At 68.4% G+C, this 13,320-nt stretch carries 11 protein-coding genes and 6 pseudogenes; 11 read left to right on the top strand and 6 right to left on the bottom strand.

Going from position 1 to position 13,320, the window contains the following annotated elements:
- Positions 1-98: 98 nt before the first annotated feature.
- Together MXD59_RS27660 and MXD59_RS14405 are read left to right on the top strand one after the other, a co-directional pair.
- Positions 99-224 (top strand): annotated as a pseudogene (locus MXD59_RS27660) (SCO2583/SCO2584 N-terminal domain-containing protein); the annotation flags it as partial.
- Between the two features lie 201 nt (positions 225-425).
- Positions 426-1,364: a septum formation family protein gene (locus tag MXD59_RS14405; RefSeq protein ID WP_248825262.1), complete on the top strand. Its 939-nt coding sequence runs from the start codon at positions 426-428 to the stop codon at positions 1,362-1,364.
- Positions 1,365-1,368: 4 nt separating this feature from the next.
- On the opposite strand, the pseudogene MXD59_RS14400 reads toward MXD59_RS14405, so the two are convergent.
- Positions 1,369-1,961: pseudogene (locus MXD59_RS14400) on the bottom strand (IS5 family transposase); the annotation flags it as partial.
- A gap of 32 nt (positions 1,962-1,993) precedes the next feature.
- Here MXD59_RS14400 and MXD59_RS14395 point away from each other — a divergent pair.
- From MXD59_RS14395 to MXD59_RS14385, 3 genes and pseudogenes are all read left to right on the top strand, one after another.
- Positions 1,994-2,449, top strand: a pseudogene (locus tag MXD59_RS14395) (hypothetical protein); the annotation flags it as partial.
- A gap of 219 nt (positions 2,450-2,668) precedes the next feature.
- On the top strand, positions 2,669-3,316 hold the full coding sequence (locus MXD59_RS14390) for a sulfotransferase family protein (RefSeq protein WP_248825331.1): 648 nt from the start codon (positions 2,669-2,671) through the stop codon (positions 3,314-3,316).
- Between the two features lie 263 nt (positions 3,317-3,579).
- A pseudogene (locus tag MXD59_RS14385) lies at positions 3,580-4,212 on the top strand (IS6 family transposase); the annotation flags it as partial.
- 7 nt (positions 4,213-4,219) lie between these two features.
- Here MXD59_RS14385 and MXD59_RS14380 read toward each other — a convergent pair.
- The 3 genes from MXD59_RS14380 to MXD59_RS14370 all read right to left on the bottom strand — a co-directional run bounded on the left by MXD59_RS14380 (position 4,220) and on the right by MXD59_RS14370 (position 6,597).
- Positions 4,220-4,480 (bottom strand): Txe/YoeB family addiction module toxin, encoded by a 261-nt coding sequence (locus MXD59_RS14380; RefSeq protein WP_248825261.1) that lies wholly within the window; start codon positions 4,478-4,480, stop codon positions 4,220-4,222.
- Positions 4,477-4,734 carry a type II toxin-antitoxin system Phd/YefM family antitoxin gene (locus tag MXD59_RS14375; protein ID WP_248825260.1) on the bottom strand — a complete coding sequence of 86 codons (258 nt, stop codon included), beginning with the start codon at positions 4,732-4,734 and terminating at the stop codon, positions 4,477-4,479. The genes MXD59_RS14380 and MXD59_RS14375 overlap by 4 nt, the downstream gene beginning before the upstream one ends.
- Before the next feature lie 618 nt (positions 4,735-5,352).
- Entirely contained in the window at positions 5,353-6,597 is a 1,245-nt protein-coding gene (locus tag MXD59_RS14370) for a glycoside hydrolase family 26 protein (protein ID WP_248825259.1), read from the bottom strand.
- A 1,399-nt stretch (positions 6,598-7,996) separates the two neighbouring features.
- Here MXD59_RS14370 and MXD59_RS14365 point away from each other — a divergent pair.
- Together MXD59_RS14365 and MXD59_RS26480 are read left to right on the top strand one after the other, a co-directional pair.
- Complete coding sequence (locus MXD59_RS14365; RefSeq protein WP_248825258.1) at positions 7,997-8,482, top strand: hypothetical protein; 486 nt, start codon at positions 7,997-7,999, stop codon at positions 8,480-8,482.
- 176 nt (positions 8,483-8,658) lie between these two features.
- A pseudogene (locus MXD59_RS26480) lies at positions 8,659-9,052 on the top strand (transposase); the annotation flags it as partial.
- Between the two features lie 122 nt (positions 9,053-9,174).
- Here the strand turns inward: MXD59_RS26480 and MXD59_RS14360 are convergent.
- Positions 9,175-9,771, bottom strand: coding sequence for a class IV adenylate cyclase (locus MXD59_RS14360; RefSeq protein ID WP_248825257.1), 597 nt, complete (start codon positions 9,769-9,771; stop codon positions 9,175-9,177).
- 249 nt (positions 9,772-10,020) lie between these two features.
- On the opposite strand from MXD59_RS14360, the pseudogene MXD59_RS27345 reads away from it, so the two are divergent.
- The 4 genes and pseudogenes from MXD59_RS27345 (at position 10,021) to MXD59_RS14345 (ending at position 13,131) form a co-directional block, all read left to right on the top strand.
- Positions 10,021-10,398, top strand: a pseudogene (locus MXD59_RS27345) (SAM-dependent methyltransferase).
- A gap of 139 nt (positions 10,399-10,537) precedes the next feature.
- On the top strand, positions 10,538-11,287 hold the full coding sequence (locus MXD59_RS14355) for a nuclear transport factor 2 family protein (RefSeq protein WP_248825256.1): 750 nt from the start codon (positions 10,538-10,540) through the stop codon (positions 11,285-11,287).
- Positions 11,288-11,329: 42 nt separating this feature from the next.
- Positions 11,330-12,148 carry a nucleotidyltransferase domain-containing protein gene (locus tag MXD59_RS14350; RefSeq protein WP_248825255.1) on the top strand — a complete coding sequence of 273 codons (819 nt, stop codon included), beginning with the start codon at positions 11,330-11,332 and terminating at the stop codon, positions 12,146-12,148.
- A 140-nt stretch (positions 12,149-12,288) separates the two neighbouring features.
- On the top strand, positions 12,289-13,131 hold the full coding sequence (locus MXD59_RS14345; protein ID WP_248825330.1) for a TIGR03620 family F420-dependent LLM class oxidoreductase: 843 nt from the start codon (positions 12,289-12,291) through the stop codon (positions 13,129-13,131).
- Between the two features lie 34 nt (positions 13,132-13,165).
- Here MXD59_RS14345 and MXD59_RS14340 read toward each other — a convergent pair whose 3' ends face one another.
- Positions 13,166-13,318 carry a hypothetical protein gene (locus MXD59_RS14340; protein WP_248825254.1) on the bottom strand — a complete coding sequence of 51 codons (153 nt, stop codon included), beginning with the start codon at positions 13,316-13,318 and terminating at the stop codon, positions 13,166-13,168.
- Positions 13,319-13,320 lie beyond the last annotated feature (2 nt).

Genomic DNA, 13,320 nt, shown 5'->3' with positions numbered 1-13,320 from the left:
CGGAGAGACTGGAGTGGTCAGCCGTAGTTGGCGATATCTGAATTGTTGTGGAAGTCATGGTCTGATGCGATGAACCGTGACCCTGTTTGATTCGAGGAGTGGGCGGCGTGCCGGAGAACGACGATGTCCGGTCGGGTGACGAGCCTGATCCGTTCGATGGACTCGTCCTCAACGAGGACTTCGTCAAGGGGGCGACGGCATTCGAGCCGCCGGCCAGAACCAGGGCCGCGATCGCTCGTTTCGGTTCCGCCGACGACAGCGGCTCGCGTGGCTCGACTCGCCGAGGTCGCCCCCGACGGCCACGGACGGCCCGAACGGCCCGGACGTCGCGGCGGCCATGGTTGCGGCGGAACCGTTCGCCCTATTCCCGTTGGCGGGCTGCGGGGCTGGTCCCGAAGCGACGGTCGGAGAACCGGGTCGTCGTTGTGGTGATCGGCGTTTCGCTGCTCGCCGGCGCTGCTTTCCTGCTACCCGACTATCTGAACAGCCGAAACAGCGGAACCACCCTGCAGGCTGCGGGCGGGGGCGGATCCGGCGCGCCTCAGGGTGATGTGACCGGCACCAGGGATGAACAGACACCGGAGCTCCTGCGCCTGGAATGGACTCCGCACCGGTGCTACACCTGGGACCAGGGCGATCCGCAGACCAGCGTCGAGGATGTCCCGTGTGCCGGCCCGCATCTGTTCGAGGCGGTGGGTCACCAGGAACTCGGCTCCGCCTATTCGGCCGCCAGTTCCTATCCCACGCCCGCGGAGTGGGGGTCGATCGCGGATCGCCACTGCGCCGCGCTCATCACCTCCTATCTTGGGTACTCCCTGGATCCCGCCGGCCGGTTCGCCGCCAGCACCATCCATCCGCTGCACACCGGCTGGGACTCGGGTGACCGTCACGTCGTCTGCGGTCTCAGCGTCCGTTCCTCCGCCGACGGCGTGCTGATGCCCGAGTTCACCGGACAGGTACACGGCGCCGATCAGACGTGGGTCTTTCCCGCCGGTACCTGCTTCCGGCGCGACGAACAGGGACTTCAGCAGGAGGTGAACTGCGACCAACCGCACATCGCCCAGAGCGTGGGTTCGGCGACTCTGACCGGCCCTCCCGGCAGCGAACCGCCGTCCCCGTCGGAGTTCGAACGGATGGCCACCGCGGCCTGCGCGCCGCTGCACGCCCCGTACCTGCGCCACTCCCGCTTCGGCGGCGCGAAGGTGACCGCTGGCTGGCATCTGATCAGGGCGGAGAGCTGGCGGGCCGGAACCCGTTCCACCACCTGCACCGTCGGCTTCACCGATGCGGCGGGCCAGCCGAAGGAGGTGGCTGGCCTGCTCACCCCAGGTGCCACCACCCCGCCGGGCACCGTCGCGACCTGACCGACGGGTGGGTCCGGGGGCGGCCCAGGCCGTCGCGGTGGACCCGGATCCCGTCCATGACCTGTGCGAACTGGGTGGAGTCGTTGACCTGTCCGGCGGTCAGCCACAGCGACAGTGGACGGCCTTTCCCGTCGACCGCCGCGTGGATCTTGCTGGTCAGGCCGCCCCGGGAGCGCCCAAGGGCCTCCGCCTGCTGGGCGGTGTCCGGGGTGTGTCCGTTGATGGGACGGTCCCCTTTTGATCTTTCGGGGCGGCATGCGGGGCGCCGGCGGCATGCTGGTGGGCACGCACGGTCGACGAGTCGAGCGACGCCTCCCAGTCGACGGCGCCGACCGCGTCGTTCTTGACCACGATGTGTTCCAGGATGCGATCCCAGGTGCCGTCCAACGACCAGCGGCGGAACCGGTTGTAGACCGTCTGCCATGGCCCGTACCGCTCGGGCAGGTTCGGCCAGGGCACACCGGTGCGTTCCCGGAGCAGGATCCCGTTCAGGACCATCCGATGATCCGACCAGCGGCCACCCCGCGGCGGATCCTGGGGCAACAACGGCGCGATCCGCGCCCACACCACGTCGGTGATCTCATACCGACCAACCATGGATCATGAAGCCTATCCGGCAGTCAAGATCTACAAAAAGCCGCCTAGCCTTCTACACCCGCCTGGAACGGCGCCGGCGGCGCCGGCCGTCCCCGGCCACCCCGGGCTACTTCCTGCCCACCCGGATCGGGAACATCCTGCGCGCCGCCGAACGCCGCCCCCTGGACAAATACGGCCTCGACACCGCCGCCGCCACCACCCTGTGGGCCCTACTGTTCACCACCTTCACCCCGTTCACCTGGCTCGCCCTGCCCGCCGGCCTCGCCGTGGCCGCCCTCACCGTCACCTGGGTCATCCTGGCCCGCGCCCACACCTTCGGAGAGCTCATCGAACCGGCCTACGACACCCACCGCACCGCCCTCTCCACCCAGCTGCGCTGGCCCCCACCCGAAACCCCCGCCGAGGAGAAGGCCGCCGGCCAGGCCCTCACCGCCTACCTGTGGCGCGGCTCCGACCACACCACCCCCACCTTCACCCCACCCCCCTGAGCCCACCCGGGCTTCACACCACGACCAATCGAGGACCCGATGCAGCTCATTACCCGACAGCGCCCCGACGGTGGGCGTCATCCGCGACAGTGGCCGGTATCGGCCTGCGCCCTCGTTGCACCCTCGGCCTGTCCACTCATGGCCACCATTCGCTCTGGAAAGACAATGGACGGCCGGTTACGTTGATTTTCCGTCTACCGAGGAGAAGCATTGCTCGACGTGATCGGCGCTGGTTTCGGCCGCACCGGGACTCTTTCACTCAAAGCGGCGCTGGAAAGGCTCGGGTACGGTCCCTGTCATCACATGGACGAGGTCCTCGCGCACCGCGACACCATTCCCGAGTGGACCCGGGCCGCCGACGGCGGGCCCGTGACCTGGGACTCTCTGTATGAGGGGTACCGCTCGACGGTCGACTGGCCGGGGGCGAGGTTCTGGCGGGAACTTGCCGCCCACTACCCGTCGGCGCGGGTCATCCTGACCGTCCGCGACCCCGAGAAGTGGTACGACAGCGTACGGAGCACCCTGTTCCGCGCTATTTTCACTACTCCGGTCGGAATAAACGAGGAAGCGCTGCGGGTCATCACGATGATGAAGCGGATCGTGTGGGACGGCGCGTTCGAGGGCCGTTTCGCCGACCGGGAGCACACCCTCACGGTCTTCGCCGAGCATCTCGCCGCGGTACAACGCGAGATCCCGGCCGAACGCCTGCTGGTCCTCGACGTCGCGCAGGGCTGGGAGCCGCTGTGCGAGTTCCTCGGCGTCGCGGTCCCCGACGAGCCGTTCCCCCAGACCAACGACCAGGACACGTTCGCCGCGAAGCACCGCGAGCGCCTCGCCGCAGCCCTGCGCGAACCCGCCGCCCTCTGACACCCCTGACACCGCGCGCCCCGAATACCAACCACCTCGGCGCACGGACCCGTGCCACAGAGGGACCGCACCCGCCAGGCCCGCAGATCCAGGTGCGGGGGCATGTCCGGGCTGTGCCGGACATGCCCCCGTGGGGGGGGATGGTGCATAGCGTGCCCACCCCGGCGCGCATGGCACCAGGCTCGGGGAGTGGGATGACCGGGGGCGCTGTTGCATGGGCGATGTCCGCCTTCGCGTGGCTGCCGGCCGGTCATGATCAGAGGATGCGTCGACGTCGTGTCCGTGCCCCGGTCCCAACGTCGGAGTTCTCCGGGTTCCGGTTCCCACCGGAGGTGATCGTGCTGGCGGTGCGGTGGTACTTACGGTTCGCGCTGTCCTACCGGGACGTCGAGGAGCTGCTCACCGAACGCGGCCTCAAGGTCGATCACGTCACGATCTACCGGTGGGTGCAGCGCTTCACGCCGCTTCTCGTTGACGCGGCCCGGCCATGTCGGCACCGTCCTGGTGACCGGTGGTTCGTCGACGAAACCTCTGTGAAGGTCGCCGGCCGCTGGACCTGTGTCTACCGTGCTGTTGACCAGGACGGACAGGTCATCGATGTCCTGGCCAGCACCCGCCGCGACCAGGCCGCCGCCCGCCGGTTCTTCATCCGGGCCCTGTCCCATGGCCGGCGGCCGGTCGAGGTCACCACCGACAAGGCCCCCGTCTACCCCCGGCTCCTCGACGAGCTCCTGCCCGAGGCCTGCCACGTCGACGCCACGCGCGAGAACAACCGAATCGAAGCCGACCACAGCCGCCCAAAAGCCAGACTCCGGCCCATGCGCGGACTGAAACGCCTGCGCTCCGCCCAGACGATCAGCGCAGGGCACGCGTTCGTCCAGAACATCCGCCGCGGCCAGACCCCTACTGATAATGGTAGCGGCAGGAGATGATCGCGATCTGGCCGGGATCAACCGCATAGACCAAGCGGTGTTCATCGTCGATCCGTCGCGAGCGCAGCCCGGCGAGGTTGTTGCGCAGCAGCTCGGGCCTGCCGATCCCCTGCCCCTCTGGATCGCGTTTGATGTCCGCGATCAGGGCATTGATGCGCTTCAGGGTCCTGCGGTCCTGGCCCTGCGAGTACAGGTAATCGTCCCAGGCATGGTCGGTCCAGGTCAGCTTCACTCCTCAGGGCCCAGCGGGCGCTCGATCGCGCCGCCCGCACGCCACTGCTCCACACTCTCCATCAGCCGCTGCGCGTTCGCGGGCGTACGCAGCAGGTAGTTGGTCTCCACGATGGCGTCCCAGTCCTCCTTGCTCACCAGGACCGCGTTCCCTCGCTTCGAGACGATCTCCACCGGTGTGTGATCGGTGTTGACCTGTTCGATCAGCGGAAACAGCGTCTTACGTGCCTCACTGGCACTGATCGCCGCGACCATCCTGTCAGCCTCCCGAACATCTAGTCGTACCAGATATGGTACAGCTCTGGGCAGCGTTCGTCGGCCACTCGTCGTTGCTGCCGCGCTGGGTGGGCTGGGTGTCGTGGTCGAGCTGGTGGTCCGCCGGTTCCGCTGCGCCGAGGCGGGCTGTGTGGTGGTGACGTTCGCGGAGCAGGTTGAGAGGTTGACAGCCCGTATGCACGGTTCACACCGCCGGCGGTGGAGGCGCTGCGCGAGATCGGCCTGGCGCTCGCGGGACGGGCCGGGGCACGGCTGGCCGTCGCGCTGGGTCTGGAGGTCGGCCGGGACACGTTGCTGCTTCGGGTGCGGGCGCTGCCTGATTCCGAGGTGACGACGATCGCCGTGCTCGGGGTGGACGACTTCGCGCTGCCACGCCGTCGCACCTACGGCACGGTTCTCGGTCGACGTCGCCATCGGCCGGCCGGTGGACCTGCTCGCGGACCGGGAAGCCGAGACGTTCGCCGCCTGGCTGAAGGCCCACCCCGGGACCGGAGCGGCGCCTCCTCCGCAAACGCGTCCTCCTGGCCAGATGATCATCCAAGGGGCCAGTCCGATCACAAGATCAGCGACAGATCCAGATCAAACCGCCAGAACCAGTCACCAGAGCTCGGCGTAACGTGCCGCACCCTTCGGGTGGGTGGTCGGATTGATCAACGAGGAATGGACGTTGCTGGGAAGGTCGTCATTGAAATAGGCCTCGTACGCGAGTATGTCCGCGTTGTCGTGCATGGTTTTGTACATCATCTCGAGGTAGACCGGATTGTCACCGCCGGCCTGGCCGACCGCACCCGCCCCCGTGTCACTCGTCCCCACCAGGCCCCACTCGGGCACGGAGAACTTCTTGCCGTGCTGCCGGGCGAACGCAATGCCCGCGCACAGCCCGGTCGCCTGGTGGCACTGCCCGTTGAAGGCGGCCTCGGTTCCGCTTGCCGGCCACTGATCATAGGTATCCACCCCGATGATGTCGACATACTTGTCACCCGGGTAGTACTCGAAGGCATCCGTGTTGTGGGCGTTGAACGTCCAGTCGATCCGTGCCTGCGGGGCGGTGGCGCGGATCGAGGTGACGACCTGCCGAAAGCACGACACCCAGTGCTTACGGTCCTTCGACACCGACCACGGGAACCAGGCGCCGTTGAACTCCCAGGCGGGGCGGACGATGCTCGCGGCGCGCCCCTGGCCCACCAGCCAGTTACCGAACTCCCGCCAGTGGTCGTTGTAGGCACCCACCGCGCACGAGGCGATGTCTCCACCCCCGGTGGGAAAGAACGGCTGCGAGATCACCCAGGTGCCGGCGAAACCCTCGAACTTGTCGGGGCCCATGCCCAGCCACGGGTGGGTGATGGTCTCCCAGCTGCTGCGGTCGCTGAAGCCGACAACGACGTCAACCGGCGAACCTCGGAACTCCTCCCACGCGCGCACTTCGGTCAGTGACCCCGCCGAGATCCCGCTCAGGCCACCGGGCGCCTGGCCGCTGCCGCGGGCACTACCACCACCACCACCACCAGCAGCACCGGCAGCGGTCGCGGCAGCGGTCGGTCTGACGGTGGGCTGCGGGTCCGGCGAGCTCGGACGCGGGGTGTCCTGGCCTGCCCCCGGGAGCGGCGCACCAGCGCCGGGCCTGTCTGTGGGGGCGTCCCCGGTCTGCGTGGCCGTTTCCCTGTCCACCACGGTGCGGGAAGGAGACTGCGGAGCGTACGAGTGCGGACCGTCGCCGGCAGCGCCGGCCCTGGCCACCACCGCCGCGGCCGCGTGGTGGTCGGACGCCGGCTGCTGCGGCCCGCATCCCATGATTGCGCCCGCCAGGACCAGCACGCCCACGCCCGCGGGCCAGACGCGCATGCGGGCAGTGGTCAACAGTCGGCGGCCGCGAGCCGCCGCGCGTAACCTTGCCCCGCGTTCGCCGATCCGCCCGCCGCGGCGGCGTCCGGGCCGACCTCGAACCGGCCGCGGTGATGCGACCGCCGACGGGCGACATCCGCCACCGCCGTCGGCCGCGGATGTCGCGGGGGCAGAGTGTCCCGGCGGACCGGTGCCATCCAGGCCGCTCGGCGAATGCGGACGTGGTCGCGCTGGCTGGTCTCCCACGGTGGACCTCTCAAGGAGTGCTTCCGAGTCACGTCCGGCTGCGCCCCGCCCGGACCTGCGCTGTCGCCCGGAAACAAGGCTGCGGACGCGTCGAACTCGCCTCGAGCGCACACCTCAATGGGACATCCCCGGACATCTGTTCCAATTGGCCGGACGCTATCGGGGGCACACCGCACCTGCCAGCGAAAGCGGCGTGGCGGTGGCGTCGCCGCGACCGGCATGAATTGTTGGAAAGTCACTTCCCGTACCCGGGCGCCCTGAATGTTCCGCCGAAGATCGACAGCCGTACGGGCACCTATGATCATTGGGGAGGGCGTTCGCCGGGCATCTCGCCAGGGACGGGTGCAAGGTCGCATCAGACCATGCTGGCGAGGCCCGGAGGAACTGGCTACCGGCCGGGCGAAGGCCGGCACATGTAATCAGCAACTAGGCAACGGTCGCCCAATGTTCACCGCAGATCGTCGTCCGTTCAGGTCTGCCCAAAAGTGGAATTCGGCCCGATGGTGCCACCGGCATGCCACGGCCGGAGGCGGGTCCGACCTGCGGTGCCCCATCGGCGCTCGGATCGCGGCATGAGCGGGTACGGGCCGCGCCCTCGTGACCGCGGCCAGTCTGGCCGAGATGCCATCCGCCTGCGCATGACCACCAGGTGGCTAAGCGGAGGCTCGAGGTGATCCCGGCCAGGGCAACCGGATCAGGTCGTCGGCTACGCGGTTCACGGCCGCCGGGGCACAGCCAGCCGGCGAGGATCGCGGGCCATATCCAGACCGTATTGACCGCAAGGTCGGCGGAGGACAGGTGGCGAAGGCCCGCGCCGAAGTTGACATCTTTGGCCTGGGTTTCGATGTCGGCGCGGCCCCAGAGCGGGCCTTGAATAACAGGACCACTTCAGGCGCCAGGTACGGGATGCCGTCTCTGCCAGCACGGGTCTCCGTGCGCGGGAACTGCACGCCGGCCGCGCTCACGTCGACAGGCACACAGTTGACATGACACCTACCGCCACACGGCCTTGGCTCCCGGCACGACGCCCCGTAGCACGTTGGTGTGACTTCATCGCGCTGGCCGCTGCGAGGCGACGGAGGGACCGAGCAGACATCGTCCAGTTCGCTGCGCCATACCCTTGCCAAAGGCCCGTAGTTGCTACACTGGATGAGTGAGCGGCGGGGAAACCACAGACGATTTTCGTTTCATCCCGATTCATAAGACTCCGAGACCGGGGGAACGCGAGAAGTCTCAGCCTTTCAATCTGCGCGATCTTGAGGTGGTCGGGACGCTTGCCATATGCGACGTAGACGAGCCGCCAAAAGGAAACACCCTGCCGAGCATAAGTGTCAAGATTACCCAGTACATCCGTTTGATCGATGACTCCTTGATAAGACTTGACATGGATCGAGGGTTCACCGCTTTCCGATACGGGGCCAGCGAGGGGGTATCCTGGGCGCGGACGGCGAGCGGTCTGGTCGCAGAAATCCTGGACCTGGTGCGAACGGACAACGAGGATGATCCAGATCTTCATCCCTGGGAGGAACTTGCCGAAGCGGCACAGAAGCGCGGCATCAGCGTCAATGGCGCCGTACTGCGCGAACTGCCGTATCAGGTGCTGCTGACAGCTGAGGTCATTGCCTTGTTTGAACTCTGACGCCCAGGCCGATCCGCCGATGAAACGGTAGATGTGCGTGCCGTAATTCGAGGATGCCTTTCAGCACTGGGAGTTTGGGACTTGCGACGGCTCCAAACCACCCAGCCCGGGAGGGCATCCTGCAAGATGCCGCTCTTTCGCTACCTTATTTTTTTAACCCCCGCGCGTAACACTGTATGATTCCTGTTGATGTTGTGGGGTGGATCGCAGCGAGGCTGTTCTGCCATGTCCACGGCCGGGCGAAGAACCAGGTCCAGCTGATCCCGGGCCGGCCATACTCCTTCGTCGCCGACCTCGAACTCGGCCGGACGTCGTGAACCGCGGTCCTTGAGGCGGTCTACCTCGGCGCCACCGACGACGCCACGGCGGTGACCGCCGACCAGCTTCGGGCCGTCTGACTGCCGCTGAGCGCTGGCGCGACAGCGATCCGCCATCCTGGTCGTGGTGGACGTCGGGTACGACGCCACCTGCCCGGCGTTCGTCCTGGCCGATCTGCCGGTCGAGGTGAGGCCGTCCGCACCGGCTGGCGCGGACGGCCTCGTACCTGTCCCGCAGCCGGATTCCCGTTTGAGAAGCTGATGCTCGGTCACGTGCGGGCGTAGCTCGGGCAGGTCGAAGACCGGTCGGCGTTCGGTCCGGGTCACCCGCCGGCCTGGCAGCGATGTCCCACACCCGGCCCATACCCCTACCCGTCAGGATGAGGTGAGTCGGCTGGTGTCCGCACTCTCCCCGTTCGCCGGTACCGACGCCGCCGTTGTCTGTGCGGCCCGGACCAGGGAGTCATAGGTCTCCACCGTGCGCTCGACCGAGACGCCCAGGGAAGCGACGAACGCCGCCAGCTCGTCCTGGACCGCGGCAGCCGGCACATCGTCGGCCACCATCCGCTCCAGTTCCAGGAAGGTCCCCACCCCCTCCACCTCGTCCAGACACAGCGAGACCTCTCCGTACCGGCCCGTCCGCCGCGACTTCGCCACACGGACCGTCGCCCAGTAGCCCATCCGCAGAATCGCCTCGTGCATCTGCTCACGGTCGGCGACCGCTGTCTCGTACTCCAGGCAGTCCTGCGCGTTCGCACCCGGCTGCTTCAACGCGAACCAGTGCCGCCCGTCCACCGTGCGCAGCCGCAGGAAGGACACCCCGAGCTTGCCATCGCCAAAAGCCCAATCCAGCGGAGCGAACGCCTGATCATCCTGAAACACCGGCTCCCCGAACGAAACACCCCGCTGCCCGAGAGCGACCAGCAGCACCTCCGGATCCGACGCGAAGTATTTCACCTCGACCTCACGCATGCCCGGCACCTTACTGACACCCGCCGGGCACGCCAGACTCCGCGCCCATCAACCTGGAAGCGGCAGGCCGGCCGTCACGACGACCATCGTCAGCGTCGGTCTCACCATGGCCGGATGCCGTCCAAACACGCGGCTACGAGCCGGCCTGCGCCCGACCCGCCGCACCACCGACGACCAGCGATGGCGTCGAGCCAGTCCAGCGGCCCGGGCAACCGCGGGCCGCGATCGACAGCGAACTCGGCGGCCTAGGTGCGCGGGACCCTCGACCTCTCCCAGCCGATCGGCCTGTCCCTGTTCGCGATCCTCCACTTTTTCCCGGACGCGGACCGGCCCCTCGAGATCCTGCGCCAGCTGCTCGCCATCCTCCCGCCGGGGGCAGCTACCTGGCGCTCTCGCACTTCACCGCCGACCACGCACCTGAGGAAGCCAGCCGACTGATCAGCAGCTACGCCCAGAGCGGGTTCGCCCTGCAGGCCCGGTCCGTCGGCGAGGTCGGTTTGTTTCTTCGAAGGCTTGGAACTCGTCGAGCCAGGCGTCATCTCCGCCCAGCACTGGCGGCCCAGCCACGTGTCACACCAGGCAGATGCGAGCGTCAGCATTCTCGCCGGAGTCGCCCAAAAGCCATAGTGCGCCGTCCACAGGCATTACCTGGAAGGTAATTGATCCCGTCAACCGGCGGGGACACGCTGGTACCGCGCTCCTGTCCGCGGAGTGCCACGAGCACCCCCCATCGTCCGCGGTGCACCAGTACGAGAAGAGGAAACGCGTGAGCGACTACCTGCTAACGGCGTATGTAGCCGTGTGGAACGAACCCGACCCGGCCGCCCGACGTGCCGCGCTGGCCCGGTTGTGGGCGCCGGACGGTCTGCACCACACGCAGACGCGGCGCTTCCGCGGCCTCGAGGAACTGTCCGCGCGGGTGACAGAGGCGTACGACCAGTTCGTCGGCGGCTCGGGCCTACGGTTCGTCTCCGGCGAGGACCTCGACACCCACCACGACGTCGCCAGGTTCACCTGGAAAATGCAGCCCGGCAACAGCGAGGAGGTGCTGGCCGTCGGCTTCGACCTGCTCGTCCTGGACGACACCGGCCGCATCACGGTCGACTACCAGTTCAACGAGCCCCCGCCATCCGTGGCCGATCTGGACCAGCTGGCGCAGCGGTTCCTCGCTCTGGCCACCGTCACGGACCGAGAACAACTCGCCAAGGAGATCGACGACCTCTACGCTCCCGACGCCCGACTCGTCGAACCGGACGGTGTACACGAGGGCCGGGCCGCGCTGACGGACGTGCTCGCGACGATCGGGTCGGAGCTCACCGACGACCACCTGCTGCCTCGCCTGACAGGCAACGCCTCGGCCCAGCACGATGCCCTCCGCTTCGGCTGGGAACTGGTGCCGGCCGAGGCCGGCGGCCAGCCCGTCGCCACCGGCCTGGATTTTCTGATCCGCGACGAGCAGGGACTCGTACGAAACCACTACCGATTCAGCTCGACCACCGACCACCGACCTCAGTAAATCCAGTCGACCGGCCGCTGGCCGGATGGCAGGCTGCTTCCCATGGCGACTGATCTGCGCCCGAATGTCGACTATGGTCCCGGCGAGGCGGCTCGCGCGGGTGAGATCCTGCGTTCGATCGTCGGCAGCACCGTTCACGGCACCAATCTCGAAGGCCAGGATGACGTCGACCAGCTCGGCATCTACATCCCGCCTCCGGAGCACCTGTTCGGTCTGGCCGAGCCGCGCCGCGGTGGTACGCACGTCTGGCGCACACAGCCGGAAGGCGCTCGGTCCGGACCAGGCGACATCGACCTGACGATCTTCACGTTGCGCCGGTTCCTGGCCCTCGCGACCAGCGGCAATCCGACGATCATCGCGCTGTTCTTCGTTCCGGACGATGCCCTGGTCCTGCGCACCGAGGAAGGCGACCGGCTGCGCGCGCTCGCGCCCGCCGTCGTCTCCCAGCAGGCCGGGCAGCGTTTCCTCGGCTACCTGCATTCCCAACTCGAACGGATGGACGGCGCGGGAAAACAGAATCGTGTCCCCAACCGCCCCGAGCTGATCGCGCGGCACGGCTGGGACGTCAAGTTCGGTTCCCATGCCCTCCGGCTCGGCCTTCAGGGCATCGAGTTGCTGACCACCGGACGTCTCACCCTGCCGATGCAATCGCACGCCCGCGAACAGGTGCTGGCCGTACGCCGGGGTGACGTCACCCGCGACCGGACCCGGTTCCTGATCGACCGGGCGGCGTTGGAGCTGCGGGAGCTGCTCGGCGACCCGGATCTGTCCCGTCGTTCACCGCTGCCCGAACACCCGGACATGGACGCGGTGACCACCTATCTGGCCGCGGCGCACCGCCGATCCTGGGGGTGGACATAGCCCAGACCACTCGGCCAGTGGTTCGCCACGAACTGCCGTTGTGCGGCCTTCGTCGTGGCTGACGCCCGCAGGCCGGCGCGGGACGTCTTTCGCGTGGTCGGGTGGGAACAGCGCGCAGCGAGGAGATGTTGGGCGTGAGCATGACCATCGTGGGATCGGTCGGCATCGCCGGCCTGGGACTGGACGAGACGGCGGAGCCCGCGGCGGAGATCGACGCCGCGGTCCGGCTGCGGGAACTCGGGTATCAGACGCTCTGGCTGGCCGGCGGCCAGGGCAACAACCTCGAGCAGATCAGCAGGATCGTCCGCGGCACCGAGGGGCTGCGGGTCGCCAGCGGCATCATCGGGGTCCTGCGGGTGCCGGCCGCCGAGGTCGCCCGGACCTTCGCCGCGCTGGAGGCCGAACATCCCGGCCGGTTCGTCGTCGGGCTCGGTGGGGCGCACGGGCCGCGGCCACTGCCCACGCTGGGGGCCTATCTGGACGCGTTGGACACCGTGCCACCGGTGGTGCCCGCCTCGGCCCGCATCCTCGCGGCGCTCGGGCCGCGGATGCTGCGCCTGGCCGCCGACCGGGCGGGCGGCGCCTATCCCTACCTGGTCACCCCCGACTATGTCGCCGACGCGCGCAAGCGGCTCGGCGACGGGCCGACGCTGGCGGTGCTGGTGCCGGTTATCCCGCTGGCCGAGCCCACGGCGGCGCGGGAACTCGCGCGGGCGTCGACGGCCTTCTACACGAACGTCCCCGGCTACCGCCGCAACTTCCTGCGGATGGGCTTCGGCGAGGCCGACATCACCGACCGCAGCGACGCGTTCGTCGACGGTGTCACCGTGTGGGGTGGCCTGGAGTCCATCGTGGCGCGGGTCGCCGAGTACCACGCGGCAGGCGCCGACCAGGTGGTGCTCGGTCTGCGCCTGCCCCCGGGCGCCGACCCCGCCGAGGAGGGCGTCTGGCAGGCACGTCTCGCGCAGGCCCTGCTGGCCTGATCGCCCATGGCCGACCGCCACGGCGTTGCGGTGGCTACGGGCGCAGGCCGTCGAGGGCCAGCTCCAGCAGGCGGATGGCCTGGGCGAGGCCACCGGGGTCGTCGGGGGTGCGCCGCAGGCAGCTGATCAGCAGGACGACGTCGGTGGGGTCCAGGCCGGCCGCGGAGAGCGTCGTTGGCGCGTTCACGG

The sequence above is a fragment of the Frankia umida genome, from assembly GCF_023242945.1.
GTDB lineage: Bacteria > Actinomycetota > Actinomycetes > Frankiales > Frankiaceae > Frankia > Frankia umida.
This window is presented reverse-complemented; position numbering and strand designations above follow the sequence as displayed.